The 18730-nt window shown below is 69.0% G+C and carries 15 protein-coding genes; 12 read left to right on the top strand and 3 right to left on the bottom strand.

Going from position 1 to position 18730, the window contains the following annotated elements:
* The first annotated feature begins 129 nt into the window (after positions 1-129).
* From ligA to ABIB26_RS17925, 4 genes are all read left to right on the top strand, one after another.
* A complete protein-coding gene (gene ligA / locus ABIB26_RS17910; RefSeq protein WP_354246114.1) occupies positions 130-2424 on the top strand; it encodes an NAD-dependent DNA ligase LigA in 2295 nt (764 codons plus the stop codon).
* Entirely contained in the window at positions 2421-3260 is an 840-nt protein-coding gene (locus tag ABIB26_RS17915; protein WP_354246116.1) for an inositol monophosphatase family protein, read from the top strand. The genes ligA and ABIB26_RS17915 overlap by 4 nt, the downstream gene beginning before the upstream one ends.
* A gap of 33 nt (positions 3261-3293) precedes the next feature.
* Positions 3294-3797: a GNAT family N-acetyltransferase gene (locus ABIB26_RS17920; RefSeq protein ID WP_354246119.1), complete on the top strand. Its 504-nt coding sequence runs from the start codon at positions 3294-3296 to the stop codon at positions 3795-3797.
* Positions 3798-3902: 105 nt separating this feature from the next.
* Entirely contained in the window at positions 3903-4421 is a 519-nt protein-coding gene (locus ABIB26_RS17925; RefSeq protein ID WP_354246121.1) for a hypothetical protein, read from the top strand.
* Between the two features lie 27 nt (positions 4422-4448).
* On the opposite strand, the gene ABIB26_RS17930 is transcribed toward ABIB26_RS17925, so the two are convergent.
* Positions 4449-5123, bottom strand: coding sequence for a response regulator (locus ABIB26_RS17930; RefSeq protein WP_354246124.1), 675 nt, complete (start codon positions 5121-5123; stop codon positions 4449-4451).
* The gene (locus tag ABIB26_RS17935; RefSeq protein WP_354246126.1) at positions 5116-6858 is read right to left on the bottom strand and encodes a sensor histidine kinase; all 1743 of its coding nucleotides are present in this window, start codon (positions 6856-6858) and stop codon (positions 5116-5118) included. The genes ABIB26_RS17930 and ABIB26_RS17935 overlap by 8 nt, the downstream gene beginning before the upstream one ends.
* A gap of 218 nt (positions 6859-7076) precedes the next feature.
* Here ABIB26_RS17935 and ABIB26_RS17940 point away from each other — a divergent pair, with 218 nt between their 5' ends.
* From ABIB26_RS17940 to gatB, 4 genes are all read left to right on the top strand, one after another.
* A complete protein-coding gene (locus tag ABIB26_RS17940; RefSeq protein ID WP_502913703.1) occupies positions 7077-8522 on the top strand; it encodes a CitMHS family transporter in 1446 nt (481 codons plus the stop codon).
* 137 nt (positions 8523-8659) lie between these two features.
* Entirely contained in the window at positions 8660-8956 is a 297-nt protein-coding gene (gene gatC, locus ABIB26_RS17945) for an Asp-tRNA(Asn)/Glu-tRNA(Gln) amidotransferase subunit GatC (protein WP_354246131.1), read from the top strand.
* A gap of 4 nt (positions 8957-8960) precedes the next feature.
* Positions 8961-10517, top strand: a complete 1557-nt coding sequence (gene gatA, locus ABIB26_RS17950; RefSeq protein ID WP_354246134.1) for an Asp-tRNA(Asn)/Glu-tRNA(Gln) amidotransferase subunit GatA — start codon at positions 8961-8963, stop codon at positions 10515-10517.
* On the top strand, positions 10514-12022 hold the full coding sequence (gene gatB / locus ABIB26_RS17955; protein ID WP_354246233.1) for an Asp-tRNA(Asn)/Glu-tRNA(Gln) amidotransferase subunit GatB: 1509 nt from the start codon (positions 10514-10516) through the stop codon (positions 12020-12022). The genes gatA and gatB overlap by 4 nt, the downstream gene beginning before the upstream one ends.
* A gap of 115 nt (positions 12023-12137) precedes the next feature.
* Here gatB and ABIB26_RS17960 read toward each other — a convergent pair whose 3' ends face one another.
* Positions 12138-13043, bottom strand: a complete 906-nt coding sequence (locus ABIB26_RS17960; RefSeq protein WP_354246137.1) for a LysR family transcriptional regulator — start codon at positions 13041-13043, stop codon at positions 12138-12140.
* 165 nt (positions 13044-13208) lie between these two features.
* On the opposite strand from ABIB26_RS17960, the gene tdh reads away from it, so the two are divergent.
* The 4 genes from tdh to ABIB26_RS17980 all read left to right on the top strand — a co-directional run bounded on the left by tdh (position 13209) and on the right by ABIB26_RS17980 (position 18557).
* Positions 13209-14255 carry an L-threonine 3-dehydrogenase gene (tdh, locus tag ABIB26_RS17965; protein ID WP_354246140.1) on the top strand — a complete coding sequence of 349 codons (1047 nt, stop codon included), beginning with the start codon at positions 13209-13211 and terminating at the stop codon, positions 14253-14255.
* Positions 14256-14361: 106 nt separating this feature from the next.
* The gene (locus ABIB26_RS17970) at positions 14362-15570 is read left to right on the top strand and encodes a glycine C-acetyltransferase (protein ID WP_354246143.1); all 1209 of its coding nucleotides are present in this window, start codon (positions 14362-14364) and stop codon (positions 15568-15570) included.
* Positions 15571-16185: 615 nt separating this feature from the next.
* Positions 16186-17313, top strand: a complete 1128-nt coding sequence (locus ABIB26_RS17975; protein WP_354246145.1) for an NAD(P)/FAD-dependent oxidoreductase — start codon at positions 16186-16188, stop codon at positions 17311-17313.
* A gap of 11 nt (positions 17314-17324) precedes the next feature.
* A complete protein-coding gene (locus tag ABIB26_RS17980) occupies positions 17325-18557 on the top strand; it encodes an amidohydrolase family protein (RefSeq protein WP_354246148.1) in 1233 nt (410 codons plus the stop codon).
* The last annotated feature ends 173 nt before the right edge of the window (positions 18558-18730 follow it).

The following is an 18730-nucleotide window of genomic DNA, read 5'->3' on the forward strand; positions in this document are numbered from 1 at the left end:
GCACCGCTTCAATTTGATGCCGCGTCGTCCGCCGCGTCGCCCGCCCCGAAGCCCCCGCAGTCCTTGAGACCGGCCCTTTCCCGTCAACGCTGACCGGACAATGTCGGGGATCTAAGGCAGGATAGGTCTGTGAGCACAGGGAAGACTGCAGCAGAAACCGCCACCCAAAGTCCTGCCGGGGAGCTGGTCCCCTCCGAGGCCGTGCGCGAAGAGTACGAGGTCCTGGTCGAAGAGGTCCGCAAGCACCGCTTCGCGTACTACCAGGAGGACGCGCCGACCATTTCCGACGCCGAGTTCGACGAACTCTACCGGCGGCTGGAAACGATCGAGGCCATGCACCCTGAACTGGTGGCCAACGATTCGCCCACCCAGGAGGTGGGCGGCGAGGTGTCCGCAGCCTTTACCGCCGTCGAACATCTGCAGCGCATGTACAGCCTGGAGGATGTCTTCTCCCTCGAAGAGCTGGAGGCCTGGGTTGCCAAGGCGGAAGCCAGCATCACACGGCTCGGCAACGGGACGCCGTCGTGGCTGACCGAACTCAAGATCGACGGCCTGGCCGTTAACCTGCTCTACCGCGACGGCGCCCTGATCCGGGCCGCCACCCGCGGCGACGGCACCACGGGTGAGGACATCACGCACAACGTGCTGACCATCAAGGAAATCCCGCGCCAGCTCAGCGGCGATAACTTTCCGGCCGAGATGGAGGTCCGCGGCGAAGTCTTCATCCCCTCCCAGGCCTTCGCGGAATTCAACGAAGCCCTGATCGAGGCCGGCAAGGCGCCGCTGGCCAACCCGCGCAACGCCGCCGCCGGTTCGCTGCGCCAGAAGGACCCCGCGGAAACCGCCAAGCGGCCGCTGCGGATGTACGTGCACGGCATCGGCGCCCGTGAAGGGCTCGAAACGGCCAGCCAGTCGGACACCTACCGCCAGCTCGCCGCCTGGGGGCTGCCCACGAGCCCGTACTTCGAGGTCCTGCCCGGGCTCAAGGACGTGCTGGAGTTCATCACCCGCTACGGCGACAAGCGGCACAGCCTGGCCCACGAGATCGACGGCATCGTGGTCAAGGTGGACGACTTCGCCACCCAGCGGGCGCTCGGTTACACCTCCCGCGTCCCGCGCTGGGCCGTCGCCTACAAGTACCCGCCGGAGGAAGTCCACACCAAGCTGCTGGACATCGCGGTCAACGTGGGCCGCACCGGCCGCGTCACGCCGTACGGCGTGATGGAACCGGTCAAGGTCGCCGGCTCGACGGTGGAGATGGCCACCCTGCACAACCAGGAAGTCGTCAAGGCCAAGGGCGTCAAAATCGGCGACATCGTGGTGCTGCGCAAGGCGGGGGACGTCATCCCGGAAATTGTCGGCCCGGTCCTGGCCCTCCGTGACCAGCAGGATCCGCCGGTCCGGGACTTTGTCATGCCCACCGAATGCCCGGCCTGCGGCACGCCGCTAGCTCCGGCAAAGGAGGGGGACGTGGACATCCGCTGCCCCAACTCCCGCTCCTGCCCGGCGCAGCTGCGCGAACGCGTCTTCCACCTCGCCGGCCGCGGCGCCTTCGACATCGAGGCCCTCGGCTGGGAAGCCGCGATCGCCCTGACCCAGCCGGCGGAGCCGGAAACCGCCCCGCTTACCACGGAGGCGACGCTGTTCCGGCTCACGTCCGGCGACCTCGCCGATGTCCGCATCCGGCGCGAGAAGCGGTCCAAAGGGGTGGCCACCGGCGAGTTCGAGCTGGTGCCGTACTTCTACAGCAAGGGCACCGCCAAGGCCCCGTCCAAGCCGACGGCCACCACGGAGAAACTCTTCAACGAACTGGCAAAGGCAAAGACCCAGCCGCTCTGGCGCGTCCTCGTGGCGCTGTCCATCCGGCACGTCGGACCGCGGGCCTCCCGGGCGCTCGCGACGGCGTTCGGGTCCATGGATGCCATCCGGGGGGCCTCCGAGGAGGAGCTCGCCAACGTCGACGGCGTCGGCCCGGTGATCGCCCGGGCCCTCACGGAATGGTTCGCTGAGGACTGGCACCGTGAGATTGTTGACAGCTGGGCAGCCGACGGCGTCCGGATGGCGGACGAGCGCGACGAGTCCACACCCAGGACGCTGGAAGGATTGACGATCGTGGTCACCGGAAGCCTCGAGGGCTTCAGCCGGGATGAGGCCAAGGAAGCCATCCTGATCCGCGGCGGCAAGGCGGCCGGTTCGGTCTCGAAAAACACCAGCTACGTGGTGGCCGGCGAGAATGCCGGTACCAAGCTGGACAAGGCAGAACAGCTCGGGGTGCCGGTCCTGGACGAGGACGGCTTCCGCGCCCTGCTGGCCACCGGCCCGGCCGCCGGTTCAGACGCCGGCCCGGCCACCGGTCCGGCCGCCGGTTCAGACGCTTCCGACGCTTCCGACGAGGAAGAAACCCGGGAAGTGGTTGCCGAATGAGCGCCGCTCCGCCTGACGCTGCTTCAGCGCCGGAGCTGGGCGTGCTGCTCGAACTGGCCAAGGCGGCTGCGGCGGCGGGAGCTGCCGTCCTGGCCGGCCGGAACGCGGCCGAACTGGAGGTCAGCAACAAGGGCGATTCCGGGGACTGGGTGACAGCCTTTGACCTCGCCGCGGAAACAGCTGTCCGCGATGTCCTCGCCGCCGCGCGGCCGCGCGACATCATCACGGGGGAAGAGGGCGGCACCGTCCTGCCGGATACCCCCAGCGGCTACCGCTGGTCCGTGGACCCGCTCGACGGCACCACCAACTTCATCCGCAACATCGTCTACTACGGCACCTCCGTGGCCGTGGCGGACCCCGACGGCGTCTGGCTGGCCGGCGTCGTCAACGCCCCGGCGCTGGGCCGGACCTACTATGCCTCACGGGGCCACGGTGCCTGGCTCGAGGAGAAGGGCCGGCAGAGGCAGCTGTTCGGACCCGTGACCGGGCGCAATGGGCAGATCCTGGCCACCGGTTTCAACTACGATCCGGCCGTCCGTGCCGAGCAGGCCGCCGGCCTGGGCTCTCTGATGGACGGCTTCGCCGACGTCCGTCGGCTCGGCTCCGCGGCCCTGGACCTCTGCCTCGTGGCGGACGGCACGCACGATGCCTTCGGTGAACGCGGCCTCAACGAACACGACTTCGCCGCGGGTGCCCTGATTGCCGAGGAAGCCGGCTGCTGGGTGCGACGGCCCCGGCTCACCAGTCCGCTGGCGGGCGGACCCTCCGACGATGAACGGCTGGCAGCATGGACCTGCGCCGGGCCCCTGGAGCTCTCCGGCAAGTTCCCGCTCTGAACTGGCACCTGAACTGGCACGTACCATTGACAGGTGCCTTCGCAGATCCTCATTCGCCCCGCTGTTCCGGCTGACTACGACGCCATTGCGCGCATCACGCGGGACGCCTACCTGGCGGCAGGCTACTTTGCGAGCGCCGACCACCCCTACATGCGGCAGATCCAGAACGTCGCCCATCGGGCGGCGAAGGCCACGATCTGGGTCGCCGAGCGCGACGGCCGGATCGTGGGCTCCGTGACGCTTGCCGTCGCCGGTGAGCCTTACGCCGACATCGCCCGCAGCGATGAACTGGAGTTCCGGATGCTCGTGGTGGACCCGGCGGTCCAACGCAGCGGAGCCGGCAAGGCCATGGTGCAGGCCATCATCGAGCATGGCAGGTCCCTGCCCGGCATCCACGCCGTGGCGCTCACCACGGGTATGACCTGGGAAAGCGCCCACGGCCTCTACCGGAAGACCGGCTTCGTGCGGGTTCCGGAACGCGACTGGCTGGTGCCGGACACGGACATCACACTGCTCGTATACCGCCAGGAGCTGTAAGCCCCGGTTTGCGCTGACCCCCATACGGCCGCAGAATGACGGCGGTCTGCGGTAGGTTATTGGTCAACCGACACGCACAGGCAACGGACACGCCCTGGAGGTTCCATGGCACCGCACATCCCCGGCTCGATCGACAAAAAGCTCTTGGGTCTTTACCTGTCCGACCACCTGACCGGCGCCACCGCCGGACTGGCCCGGATCGAGCGGATGACCGAGGCCTTCGCCGACACGCCGGTTTCCGCCGAGATCGCACGGCTCAGCGTGCAAGTCCGCCAGGAGCGGGACCTGCTCCGCGGCCTGATCCAGGACCTTGGCGTGCGCCGGCGGCCGCACCGCCAGGCGGCGGCCTGGCTGGCCGAACGGGCCGGCCGGCTCAAACTGAACGGACGGATTGTGCGGCGTTCGCCGCTGACCATGGTCCTGGAGGCCGAACTGATGCGGGCCGCCATCATGGCAAAGCTCGGTGGCTGGCAGACCCTGGAAGAACTGGCTCCCGATCTGGGGCTGGACCGGGCCACGTTCGTGACGCTGGGAGACGACGCCCGCGCCCAGATTGAGGCCCTCAGCCGGATCCACGAGCACGCCCGCCGCAACGCCTTCCGCCGGCACCGGGACATCACCTAACGCCCGCCGCGTTGGTTTTTGGTGGGCCTAACGCCCGCCGGTCCGTGCCGGCAGCCCGTAGCGGTGTTCGGGCCGGCCGGTGGTGCCGTAGCGCAGCTGGATGTCGACGGCGCCGTCGTCCGCGAGCGCTGACAGGTACCGCTGGGCGGTGGCCCGGGAGACGCCCACGCGCGCGGCGACGTCGGCCGCCGAGTACTGCTCGCCGGGCACCAGGGATTCGAGCACCGCTGCCTCGGTGGCGGACCGGGGCTTGGCCGAGGCGGTGACGTCCCCCGGGATCAGGGCGCGTTTGGCCCGTTCCACGGTGTCCTGGCTGACGTTGCCGGGCTGGGCGAGGATCCGCCGGTAGCGTGCGTAGGAGCGGAGCTGCTGGGAGAGGGATTCGGCCGTGAAGGGCTTGAGCAGGTAGCCCAGGGCGCCGCGACGGAAGGCGAGCCGGAGCGAGGCCGTGTCCGAGGCCGCACTGAGGATCATGGTGTCCACGTCCAGCTGGCGCAGCAGATCCAGCCCCGAGGCATCCGGCAGGTAGACGTCCAGCAGCACCAGGTCGGGGCGCAGGCTGTGGATGGCCTGCAGCGCCAGCGACGCCGAACCCGCCGGCGGCAGGGCCAGGAATCCGGCCACCGAATCCACATAGGCCGCGTGCAGCTTGGCGACGTGGAAGTCGTCATCCACAATCAGCACCCTGAAATCCTCAGGCATTGTCGTCCCTCCGTAGTGAACCGGTCTGGTCGCCGCCGGAGGTCGTCCCCGGCAGCGTCGCGACGAACACCGCTCCCGGGCCGCCGGGGGAGCCCGGGTCCAGCAGCCGCACGTCGCCGCCGCGGCGGCGCGCGAGCTGGCGCGCCAGCGCGAGCCCCAGCCCCTGCCCGGCGCCTGCCCGGGCCGGCCGCTCCGACGTCGTAAATCCTTCCGCGAACACCGCCTCGGTGTCCGTCGCGGCATCGGATCCGAGAGCGATTCCGTCGCCGGAATCGCCGACGACGATGTGCAGTGTTCCCCGTCCGGTGGCGGCGTCGCCGCCCTCCCCGGGTTCGTCCAGCACCTCCACTTCCACCCAGCGGTCCGGCGCGGAGCCGGCGACGGCGGCGTTCACGGCGTTGTCGATCAGGTTGCCCAGGACCGTGGTGACCTCCTGCGGCTCGGTGACGTGGCCGCGGACCAGGGTTTCCGGGCCGAGCCGCAGGCTCACGCCGCGCTCGTCCGCTTCCACGCCCTTGGCACCCAGGAACGCCTGCAGGTAGGGGTCCTGGAGCAGCTCGGCCTGGTCCACCGGGAAATTCAGCGGCCCGGTGGCCGCCACCCGGCCCAGGTAGTCACGCGCCTGCTGGTGCTGGCCGATGCTCATGAAACCGGCGATGGTGTGCAGCTGGTTGGCGAACTCGTGGCGCTGGGCGCGCAGGGCGGCGGACATGGTACCGACGGCGTCGAGCTGGCGGGTCAGCTGCTGCAGCTCGGTCCGGTCACGCAGCATGACCACCCAGCCGAGGTCCTCCCGGCCGTGCAGGGCCTTGCGGGCGCTCGCCACGAGGACCCGGCCGCCGGCAACCAGTTCCACCGCGTCGCCTTCCGTGGCGTCGGCCCGGGTCAGGGCCTTGAGCTGGCCGGGGACTGCTGCCGCGGCCCAGGGGATACCGGCCAGATCCGGCTCGCCGAGCAGCCGCTGGGCCGCGGCATTGAAGACACTGATCCGGCCGTCCGCGGACACCCCGATCACGCCGTCGTCCACGCCCTGCAGCACGGCGACCTGGTCGTGGACCAGCGTGCTGATCTCCTCCGGTTCGAGGCCCAGCGTCAGCCGCTGCAGCCGCCGCCGCAGCAGGAAGGACGCGAGCGCTCCGGCGAGCAGGGCGCCCGCGGCCGTCAGGGCGATGGGGACGATGTCCCCGGCCAGGCTCTGCCCGATGGTCTCGGTGGAGTAGCCCACGCTCACCTCGCCCACCACGGCGGCGGCGTCCGGCGCGTACACCGGGACCTTGGCGCCGGCGGACGGGCCCAGGGTTCCCGTGTTGCGGGTGGTGACCTCCTTGCCGGCCAGCGCCTCGGAGGGGTCCGTGCTGACCCGTTCGCCCAGCCTCTCGGCGTCGGGGTGGGCCAGCCGCAGGCCCGTCTCGTCGGTGATGACGACGAACAGTGCCCCGGTGCGGGCCCGCGCGCCCTCGGCGACGGCCATCAGCGGGCCGGCCAGCAGATCGGCCGCCGGGGGAGTGCCGGGCAGTGCGCTGATGGACTGGACCTCTGCCCGCACCGCAGGATCCGAGGCCACCGTACGGGCGAGGGTGAGGGCCTGGTTCTCGGCTTCCCGGCCCAGCCGCTCGTACGTCAGCCAGGCATGGACGGCGCCGCTGAGCAGTACCACCAGCGCCACCACGCCGAGCTGCAGCAGAAGGGTCTGGGTGGAAAAACGCAGGGGAGTCCGGCCTGTCCTGCCTGGCATGGCGGCCCTCCTCAAACTTCGGGCGGTTCGGCGGTTCGGCGGCGGTTCGGCGGCCTGCCGGGGCGCCGGCAGGGGGCGTGAGCAAAATGAGCAAAATGCTTCCAATAAGCAGTATGCCAATCAATTGAACCAAAGACCCAGCCGTGACGCGCGCCACCCTATCGTCTGTAGTGCGCATCACACCGGAGTGGTGCCATTCAATGAAGGAGGAGCCGGCCGTGCTGGTATTACTCGGATTCGCCATGATCGCCGTATTCATGGTGCTGATCATGACGAAGAAGCTGACGCCAGTGCTGGCGCTCATCATCGTCCCCACCGTCTTCGGACTTTTCGCCGGCGCCGGCCTCGGGATCGGCGACATGGTGATGGAATCGATGAAGTCGATGACGTCCACCGCCGCGCTGCTGATGTTCGCCATCATCTACTTCGGCCTGATGATCGACGTCGGACTTTTTGATCCGCTGGTGCGCTTCATCCTGCGCAGGCTGGGCAACGACCCGGCCAAGGTGGTCCTCGGCACCGCGGTCCTCGCAGCGGCGGTCTCCCTCGACGGGGACGGCTCCACCACGTTCATCCTCACGACGGCGGCCATGCTGCCGGTTTACCTGCGGCTCAAGATGAGCCCCGTGGTCCTGACCTGCGTGGCGGGCCTGGCCAACGGCACCATGAACATCCTGCCGTGGGGCGGCCCGACCGCCCGCGCTGCCACCGCCCTGAAGCTCGACGTCAACGACGTCTTCGTCCCGATGATCCCGTCGCTGATCGCCGGCCTCGTGGTGGTGCTCGTCTTCGCCTGGCTGCTGGGCCTGCAGGAACGCAACCGCCTCCGCGCCGTGGCTCCGGAAATCTGGGCCGAGTTCGACGGCGGCACCGGCGGCACCGGCGGCCGGCGCAAGGCCAACCGCCCCGGCGGCGGAACCCCTGCCGGCGCAGGCTCTTCTGCTGGCGGTTCCTCGGTGGCTGTCCTGGACCGCACCGAAGAGCTCGTGGATGACCGCGATTCCGCCATGGCGGACACCGCCCTGGACCCCAACCGGGCCACCCTGCGCCCCAAGCTGCAGTGGTTCAACCTCGGCCTGACCGTCGCCATCATGGTGACGCTCGTGGCCAACATCGTGCCGCTGCCCTTCGTCTTCATGGTGGGCTCCGCGATCGCGCTGCTGGTCAACTTCCCCAGGCTCAAGGACCAGAGCGCCCAGCTCATCGCCCACGCCCCGTCGATCGTCGCCGTGGTCAGCATGGTCATGGCCGCCGCAGTCCTCACCGGCGTCCTGAAAGGCACGGGCATGGTAGGGGCCATGTCCACCTGGCTGGTGCAGATCATCCCGTCCGACATGGGCCCGTTCATGGCCGTCATCACCGGCGTGCTGAGCATCCCGATGACGTTCTTCATGAGCAACGACGCCTTCTACTTCGGCGTCCTCCCGGTCCTCAGCGAAACCGCCGGCCACTACGGCGTCAGCGCCGCCGACATGGCCCGGGCCTCCATCACCGGCCAGCCCTTCCACCTGCAGAGCCCCCTGGTCCCGGCGATCCTGCTCCTGGTCTCCCTCGCCAGGGTGGATCTGGGTGACCACCACAAGAAGGTCCTCTGGCGCACCGCCGTCGTCTCCCTGGTCATGCTCACAGTAGGAGTCCTGACCGGAGCCATCGGCATCGGCTAACCACCCCACGAGATGACAGTTCGCGGCAGTGTTTTCACAAAACATTACCGCGAACTGTCATCTCGGCGTCCGACGGTAACAGCAGTTCAACCCACGTAGACTGGGACGGAAAATATCCGAACTTGCAGGGGAGATCCATGGCTGCGATCAACCGCGACGACGTCGCGCATCTCGCGCAACTCGCGCACATCGAGATGAGTGCTGAAGAGCTGGACAGGATGGCCGGCGAGCTCGCCGTCATCGTGGATTCAGTGAAGTCCGTCAGTGAAGCCGCCGGTGATGACGTCCCGGCCACGTCCCACCCGATTCCGCTGACGAATGTGTTCCGCGAGGACGTCGTGGGCCACACCTTCACGGCCGAGCAGGCCCTCTCCGGCGCTCCCGACGCGTACGAAGGCCGTTTCAAGGTCCCGGCAATCCTGGATGAGGGCTAAGACCATGACTGAAACCAACTCCGAACTGATCCGCTCCTCCGCCGCGCAGCTCGCCGACAAGCTCGCCGCCGGCGTGGTCTCCGCCGTCGAGGTCACCCAGGCGCACCTGGACCGCATCGCCGCCGTCGACGGCAAGGTCCACGCTTTCCTGCACGTCAACACGGATGAGGCGCTCGCCGTCGCCGCCGAAGTGGATGCCATCCGCGCCGCCGGCGGCGCTGCCGCCGCAGAGCTGCACGCGCTCGCCGGCGTGCCGATCGCGGTCAAGGACCTCATTGTCACGGTCGGCCAGCCCACCACGGCCGGCTCGAAAATCCTCGAGGGCTGGCACAGCCCCTACGACGCCACCGTCGTCAAGCGCCTGCGCGCCGCGAAGATGCCGATCCTGGGCAAGACCAACCTGGACGAATTCGCGATGGGCTCCTCCACCGAGCACTCCGCCTTCGGCCCCACCCACAACCCCTGGGACCTGGACCGGATCCCGGGCGGCTCCGGCGGCGGCTCCGCTGCCGCCGTCGCGGCCTTCGAAGCGCCGCTGGCCCTCGGCACGGACACCGGCGGTTCCATCCGCCAGCCCGGCGCCGTCACCGGCACGGTCGGCGTCAAACCCACCTACGGCGGCGTCTCCCGCTACGGCGCCATCGCGATGGCCTCCTCGCTGGACCAGATCGGCCCGGTCTCCCGCACCGTGCTGGACTCGGCCCTGCTGCACCAGGTCATCGGCGGCCACGATCCGCACGATTCCACCTCGCTCCAGGACCCGCTCGAGGACCTCGTCGCGGCCGCCCGGATCGGCAACGTGGACGGCATGAAGATCGGCATCATCAAGGAGCTCCACGGCGAGGGCTACCAGGCCGGCGTCGAGAACCGCTTCAACGAATCCCTGGAGCTGCTCAAGGCCGCCGGCGCCGAGATCGTCGAGGTCTCCTGCCCCAACTTCAAGTACGCCCTGGGCGCCTACTACCTGATCATGCCCTCCGAGGCATCCTCCAACCTGGCCAAGTTCGACGGCGTCCGGTACGGCCTGCGGGCCCTGCCCCAGGACGGTCCGTTGACGATCGAACGCGTCATGGGCGCCACCCGCGCCGCCGGCTTCGGCGACGAGGTCAAGCGCCGCATCATCCTGGGCACCTACGCCCTCAGCGCCGGCTACTACGACGCCTACTACGGCTCGGCCCAGAAGGTGCGCACCCTGATCCAGCGCGACTTCGAGGCGGCGTTTGCCAAGGCGGACGTGCTGATCTCCCCGACGGCGCCCACCACGGCCTTCAAGCTCGGCGAGAAGCTCAACGACCCGCTGGCGATGTACCTCAACGACGTCGCCACCATCCCCGCCAACATGGCAGGCGTCCCGGGGTTGTCCCTGCCCGGCGGCCTGGCCGACGAGGACGGGCTGCCGGTCGGTGTCCAGCTGCTGGCCCCGGCCCGCAAGGACGCCCGGCTGTACCGCGTCGGTGCGGTCCTGGAATCCCTGCTCGAGGCCCAGTGGGGCGGCCCGCTGCTGGACCGAGCCCCGTCACTGACGGACGACGCCGTCGCAAGCCACGGAGGTACACACTGATGACTGATGCAACCCTCAGCTTCGAAGAGGCGATGGAGAAGTATGATCCCGTCCTGGGCTTCGAGGTCCACGTGGAGCTCAACACCAAGACCAAGATGTTCTCCTCCGCGCCGAACGTCTTCGGCGACGAGCCGAACACCAACGTCAACGAGGTGGACCTCGGCATGCCCGGGGTGCTGCCCGTGGTGAACAAGACCGCGATCGAGTCCTCGATCAAGATCGGCCTGGCGCTCAACTGCACGATCGCCGAAACCTGCCGCTTCGCCCGGAAGAACTACTTCTACCCGGACACCCCGAAGAACTTCCAGACCTCCCAGTACGACGAGCCCATCGCGTACGACGGCTACCTGGACATCGAGCTCTCGGACGGGACCATCTTCCGCGTCGAAATCGAACGCGCGCACATGGAGGAGGACGCCGGCAAGCTGACCCACATGGGCGGCGCCACCGGCCGCATCCAGGGCGCGGACTACTCCCTTGTGGACTACAACCGCTCCGGCGTGCCGCTGGTGGAGATCGTCACCAAGCCGATCGAAGGGGCCGGCAGCCGCGCCCCCGAACTCGCTAAGGCCTACGTGGCCGCGGTCCGCGAAATCGTCAAGAACCTCGGGGTCTCGGACGCCAAGATGGAACGCGGCAACGTCCGCTGCGACGCCAACGTCTCGCTGCGCCCGCACGGCCGCGAACGCTTCGGCATCCGCTCGGAAACCAAGAACGTCAACTCGCTCCGCGCCGTCGAACACGCCGTCCGCTACGAGATCCAGCGGCACGCCGCGGTGCTGGACTCCGGCGAGCCGGTCATCCAGGAGACCCGGCACTGGCACGAGGACACGCGGACCACGACGTCGGGCCGGGCCAAGTCCGACGCCGACGACTACCGCTACTTCCCGGAACCTGACCTGGTCCCGATCACCGCGTCCCGCGAATGGGTCGAGGAACTCCGCGCCACCCTGCCCGAGCCGCCGGCAGACCGCCGCAAGCGCCTGCAGGCCGACTGGGGCTACTCGGACCTCGAGTTCCGCGATGTGGTCAACGCCGGCGTCATGGACGAGATCGAGGAAACCATCGCCGCCGGCGCCACCGCCACAGTGGCGCGCAAGTGGTGGATGGGCGAGATCGTCGGCCGCGCCAAGAACGCCGACGTCGACCCCGGCCAGCTCGGCGTCGCACCGGCCACCATCGTGGAACTGAACAAGATGGTCGAGGACGGCAAGATCAACAACAAGATGGCCACCGAGGTCCTCGACGGCGTGCTCGCCGGCGAAGGCACCCCGGCGGACATCGTGGAGCAGCGCGGCCTCGCCGTGGTCTCCGACGACGGCCCCCTCCTGGAAGCGATCGACGCGGCCCTCGCCGCGCAGCCCGGCGTCGCAGACAAGATACGCGGCGGCAAGCTCCAGGCGATCGGCGCGATCGTGGGCGGGGTCATGAAGGCCACCCGCGGGCAGGCCGACGCCGGCCGCGTCAAGGAGCTGATCCTGAAGCGCCTCGGCGTCGAAGGCTAGGTCGCAGGCTGACGCTCCCGCCCTGCCCAACTGGGTCGCAGTTGTTGTCGTTTTGGACCCTCAGAACGACAACAACTGCCACCTACTTGGGTTAGCCGGGCGGGTTTAGGCGGGTTTAGGCGACCAACCCGGTCATGATGGTCTGCAGTGCTTCGCAGACCATCATGACCGATCTGCGTTTAAGGTTCTCCGGCCGGGCCAGGATGTCGATCCGCCGCCGGGTGCTGATGCCCGCCAGAGGGCGCAGCACGATCTCCGGGTTCAGCACGGGCCGCGCGGTGTGCCGCGGCAGCAGCCCGATCACATTGCCCGTCGCCACCAGCGCTGCCACCGTGGAGTAGTCGTTGATCCGGTGCACGATGTTCAGTTCCTTGCTGGAGACGGCCGCGACGGCGGACAGCACGTCCGCGGGGGAATAGCCGGCGTGGCTGGTCACCCACGGTTCGCCGACGACGTCGTCCGCCGTCACCGCCCGCTGGCCGGCCAGCCGGTGCCCGGCAGGCAGCGCGACATCGAGCGGCTCGTGCGCGAGCGGGATCACCGCTACCCGTTCCTCGGGCCAGCGCGGGCTGTGGTCCATCCGGTGCGCCAGGACCAGGTCATAGCGGGCGGTCAGGGCGGGGAAGTCCTGCTGGGCCACATCCTCGTCGGAAAGCAGGATCCGCGGCTGGTCCGGGGCGGCCAGCAGCCGGGCGAGCGGCGCGAACAGCGCCTGGCCGGCGCTGTGGAAACCGCTGAGCGTCACCGGCGCCACGGGCGAGCCGTGGTACGCGCCGATCGCCGTCCGGGCGTCCGCCATCGCGCTGACGACAGCGGCGCCGGCATCCGCGAGCACCTGGCCGGCCTCGGTCAGCACCAAGTTCCGGCCCTCCTTCCGGGTCAGCGGCACGTCCACCGTCTTCTGCAGGGCGGCCAGCTGCTGGGACACCGCCGACGGCGTCACGAGCAAGGTCTCGGCGACGGCCTTGACGCTGCCCAGGGCCCCCAGTTCGCGGAGCATCTCAAGCTGATGGATTTCCATGCCGCCCAGTCTATGCGGAAGAACATGCTAAATCGTCGATTGAGAAAAATCCGGTTGTGCTAATGCTTTACAGCGGCTCTAATGGGGTGAGTTGTCCCACGCCACCCGTCCCCGGACAGCAGGGCAACCCACCCAGCAGAGTAATCAGCACAGTTAGGAAGGCCCATGAAGGCTCTCTACAAGGCCGGCGCCCACGCAGGATTCGAGCTGGTGGACCGCCCGGAGCCGGAAACCGGTCCCGGTGATGTCAAGATCCGCGTCATGACCACCGGAATCTGCGGCACGGACCTGCACATCCAGGCCTGGGACGCCTGGGCCCAGGGCATCATCAACGCGCCGCTGATCGCCGGCCACGAGTTTTACGGCGAGGTTGTCGAGATCGGCGAGGACGTCCTGGACGTCAAGGTGGGCCACCGCGTCTCCGGCGAAGGCCACATCGTCTGCGGCATCTGCCGCAACTGCCGGGCCGGCCGCAAGCAGATGTGCATCAACACGGTCAGTGTCGGCGTCCAGCGCGACGGCGCCTTCGCCGAGTATGTCGTGATCCCGGAGACCAACGTCTGGGTCCACCAGGACCCATCCGTGACGCCGGAACTGGGCGCCATCTTCGATCCCTTCGGCAACGCCGTCCACACGGCCCTCAGCTTTCCCCTGGTCGGCGAGGACGTGCTGATCACCGGCGCCGGGCCCATCGGCCTGATGGCCATTGCCGTCGCCCGCCATGCCGGGGCGCGGAAGATCGCCATTACCGACGTCTCCGCGCCGCGGCTGGATCTCGCCCGCAGCCTCGGCGTGGACCTTGCGATCGATGTCTCGAAGATGCGAGTCAAGGACGCGCAGCGCGATCTCGGCATGCGCGAAGGGTTCGACATCGGCATGGAAATGTCCGGACACCCCACGGCCCTGCCTGAGATGATCGACAACATGAACCACGGCGGCCGGATCGCGATGCTGGGACTGCCCAGCCAGTCGATCGACATCGACTGGGGCAAGGTGGTCACGCATATGCTGACCATGAAGGGCATCTACGGCCGCGAGATGTTCGAGACCTGGTACGCGATGAGCGCCATGCTGTCCTCCAACCCCGTACTGCACGCGAACATCTCCGCCGTCGTCACGGACACGCTGCCCGCCGCGGACTGGGAGAAGGGCTTCGAGATCGCCCGCGCCGGCGTCGGCGGCAAGGTGGTCCTGGACTGGACCGGCTTCTAGGCTTCTAGGCTTTCCAGTTTCCGGACCCGCCACCCCGCCGGCCCACCGGCCCCGCCGGCACCGTTTTCCGGCCCTACCGACCACACCCAGCTGAGGAGCACAACCCATGTATTCAGCCATCAAGGACCAGTTGCAGCACGAGCTGGACGAGATCCGCAGCGCCGGCCTGTTCAAGACCGAACGGCACATCGATTCCCCCCAGGCCAACCGCATCAAGGCCGGCCAGATCGGCGAGTCCGGCGCGGACGTACTGAACTTCTGCGCCAACAACTACCTGGGCCTGGCGGACCACCCGGAGATCATCGCCGCCGCCAAGTCCGCGATGGACGAGCGCGGCTTCGGCATGGCCAGCGTGCGCTTCATCTGCGGCACCCAGGACCTGCATCTGGCCCTCGAGGAGCGCGTCTCGACGTTCCTCGGCACCGAGGACACCATCCTGTTCTCCAGCTGCTTCGACGCCAACGGCGGCGTGTTCGAGTCGCTCTTCGGCCCGGAGGACGCCGTCATCTCCGACGCGCTGAACCACGCCTCGATCATCGACGGCATCCGGCTCTGCAAGGCCCAGCGCTTCCGCTACGCCAACCAGGACATGGCCGACCTGGAAGCCAAGCTGATCGAGGCCACCACGCAGGAGAACCCGGCCCGCCGCAAGATCATCGTCACGGACGGCGTCTTCTCCATGGACGGCTTCCTGGCGCCGCTCGAAGCCATCTGCGACCTCGCCGAAAAGTACGACGCCCTGGTCATGGTGGACGACTCCCACGCGGTGGGCTTCATGGGCTCCACGGGCGCCGGCACCCCGGAACACGCCGGCGTCTCGGACCGCGTGGACATCTACACCGGAACCTTCGGCAAGGCCCTGGGCGGCGCGTCCGGCGGCTATGTCTCCGGCCGCCGCGAGGTTGTCGCGATGCTCCGCCAGAAGGCCCGCCCGTACTTGTTCTCCAACTCCCTCGCCCCGGCCATTGTCGCGGCCACGCTCACGGCCCTGGACCTCGTGGAGAACTCCGGCGAACTGCGCAGCAAGCTCTTCGCCAATGCGGAGCTGTTCCGGAACCGCATGGGCGACGAGGGCTTCGAGCTGCTCCCGGGCGAACACGCGATCGTCCCGGTCATGTTCGGCGACGCCGTGATGGCCGCCAAGGTCGCGGACCAGATGCTGCACAACGGAGTCTTCGTCACGGCGTTCAGCTACCCGGTGGTGCCCAAGGGCGCCGCCCGGATCCGGGTGCAGCTCTCCGCCGCGCACAGCGCCGAAGACGTCGAGGCCTGTGTGCAGGCGTTCGTCCGCAGCCGGGACGCCGTGGCCGCCTAACCGGGAAGTCGCCGGCTAGTGGTCATTTTTCGTTAGTTCGTCCGGGGTTTAGGGGCCACGACCTCTTCGCGTCGGAGGACATGCCCAGTCTTCGGGCCCGGGACCGGGCACAACCGGAATATGTCCTCGCGCCGGCCCTGGCATAGGGCATGCCCCGTCCGGTGGGCATTTTCGTTTCCTTGGTCGTGCGCAGGCAGCCAGCGGGGCGCTCCTTCCCGGTTGCCCGCCGCCCGGCCGCTTGCCGGCCCTGGCAAAGCCCGGAATCCCGCGCGCGTTTGGCGCCCGGCGCCGAAGCAACTGGGCAGGACCGTCACGGCATGGGCGCGTGGGGCCGGTCCCGTCAAGCGTGGGGCGTGTCCGGCGGCGGGGCGTCGGGCTGCTCCCCGGGAGGACATGCCCAATTCTCGCGCCCTGGAGAGGGCACAAGCGGAATATGCCCATCCGCCGACCCCGGCGCGGGGCATGTCCTTAAGCCCGGGCACCCCACCGCCTGAACCTGAACCCCCGACGAACCAACAAAAATGCCTACTAGCCGGGGAGTCGCCCGCCCAGCGGGAATCTGTTTGCGGCGCCGCAACCCGTGCCGCAACCAAGTCCGTCTGCAAGGATGGAGCCATGTCAGCTCATTACGATGTCGTGATTGTCGGCGGCGGTATCGCCGGCCTGTCCCTTGCCTCCACCCTCGCCGGACAATGCAGCGTCGCCCTGGTCGAGGCCGAGCAGACCCTGGCATACCACACCTCCGCGCGCTCGGCCCGGCAGCTGATTCCCAGCTACGGCCCGCCCGTGGTCCAGGAGCTCACCCTCCGCACCCTGGAACTGATCGCCGCGCGCGACGTCGAACTGCCGGAGCCGGTGCTCTCGCCCCGCAGTTTCATGCTGATCGGGGACGACGCCGACGTCGGTGCGGCAGCAAGCGGCCACATGCGCCGGATCACCCACGCTGAGGCCCTGGAGCTGTGCCCGGTCCTGGTCCGCGAATCCTTCAGCGCCGCAGGCCTGGATGCCGGATCCTTCGCCTGCAACGCCCCCGTTCTGCTCGAGGACCACCGCCAACGTGCCGAGGCCGGCGGCGTGGACATCATCACCGGCGCCAGGGTCCATTCCGCCCAGCGCCTCGGCACCGGCTGGGAACTCGGCGCCGGGCAGGAAGGCTTCCAGGCCGCCGTCGTGGTCAACGCCGCCGGTGCCTGGGCGGACGAACTCGCCGTCCTCAGCGGTGTCGAGAAGGTCCAGCTGCAGCCGTACCGGCGCACCGCGGCGATCGTCGACGTCGAACATCCCCTTCCGGACGGCACCCCCATGGTGGCCGCTGCCGACAAGTCGTTCTATTTCAGGCGTGACGGCGAGCAGGTGCTGATCTCTCCCTCGGAGTCCGTTCCGAGCGGCCCCGAGGACGCCCAGCCGATTCCGGGCGACGTCGAGGCCCTGATCGCCCGGCTAAACAGCATCACCACCCTGGGGATCCGCGGTGTCCGCAAGGCGTGGACAGGGCTTAGGACCGAGGCGGCCGACGGCGTCCCGGTGGTGGGATTCGACGCCGAGGCCACCGGATTCTTCTGGCTCGCAGGCCAGGGCGGTTACGGGTTCCAGACCTCCTCCGGCCTCGCGGAACTGGCCGCCGGGCTGATCCTGGCCGGACAAGGAGCCGGCACCGGCACCGCGGCCCCGGCCCGAGCCGCCAGTCCGGCATCCCGGACAGTGGAGGCGCTGGCGGCTATGCGCTGGTCCATCCGGCGCTGAAGAATGGACTCATGAGCACCCTCATCACCAACATCGCCGAACTGATGACCCAGGACGCGGATCACCGGGTCCTGAAGAACGCGGCAGTGGTGATCGAGGGGGAGCGGATCGCCTGGCTCGGCGCCGCTGCCGATGCGCCGGCCGCGGACGGGGCTGTCGACGCCGGCGGCCGTGCCCTGCTGCCGGGCTGGGTGGATTCGCACACCCACCTGATCTTCGCCGGGGACCGGACCGCCGAGTTCGAGGCCCGGATGGCGGGGGAGAGCTACAGTGCCGGGGGCATTGCCGTCACCACCGGCGCCACCCGCAGCACAAGCGACTTCGACCTGACGCGGCTGGCGATGGGCCGGGTGGCGGAGGCCGTCTCGCAGGGCACCACGTACCTGGAGACCAAGACCGGCTACGGACTGGACGTGGAAAATGAGGCCCGCAGCGCCCGGATCGCCTCGACCGTGGTGGACGAGGTGACCTACCTCGGCGCGCACCTCGTGCCCGACGGCGTGGATTCCGAGGAGTACACGGACCTCGTCTGCGGACCCATGCTTGCGGCGGTCCGCCCCTACGTCCGCTGGGCGGATGTCTTCTGTGAACGCGGTGCCTTCACCGAGGACCAGTCCCGCCGCGTGCTCCGGGCCTGCAAGGAGGCCGGCCTGGGGCTGCGCGTCCACGGCAACCAGCTGGGCGTTGGCCCCGGCGTGCAGCTCGCCGTCGAATTCGGCGCGGCCAGTGTGGACCACGTGAACTACCTCTCCGCCGCCGACGTCGATTCCCTCGCCGCTAGCTGGACCGGCTGGGACGCCGCGGACGGTGCCGGCGGTGTTGACGGTGCCGGCGGCAAACGGGGAACAGTGGCCACCTGCCTGCCGGCCTGCGACCTCTCCACCCGGCAGCCGCTGGCTCCGGGCCGGGAGCTGCTCGACGCCGGGGTGCAGCTGGCGCTGGCCTCCAACTGCAACCCGGGCACCTCCTACACGAGCTCCATGGCGTTCTGCGTCACCACCGCGGTGCTGCAGATGCGGCTCAGCGTCCACGAGGCCGTGCGCGCGGCGACCTACGGCGGCGCACTGGCTCTCGGCCGGGAGTCCGGGAACGACGCCGACGGCGAGCGCGCCGTCGGTTCGATCGCCGTCGGACACCGCGCGGATCTGCACCTGCTCAACGCGCCTTCCGCAACCCACCTGGCCTACCGGCCGGGCATCCCGCTCACCCACGCCGTGTGGCGGGCGGGCGTCCGCGCCCGCTGACTGTGCCGCCAGGTCATCGCGCGGCCCCGGCCAGGCTGACGGTCACCCGGGAGGCTTCCCCGCGACGTCACCGGACCCATAGTGCCCTTGATCTGGCCGGAGTATCGTGGATCGAAGCCGGACAGTCTCGTCGGTTCAGGCAGCAAACGTAGCTCACAAGCGTCGATTGGCGA

This window comes from Arthrobacter sp. UYEF20 (assembly GCF_040546335.1).
In the GTDB taxonomy this organism is placed as follows: domain Bacteria; phylum Actinomycetota; class Actinomycetes; order Actinomycetales; family Micrococcaceae; genus Arthrobacter.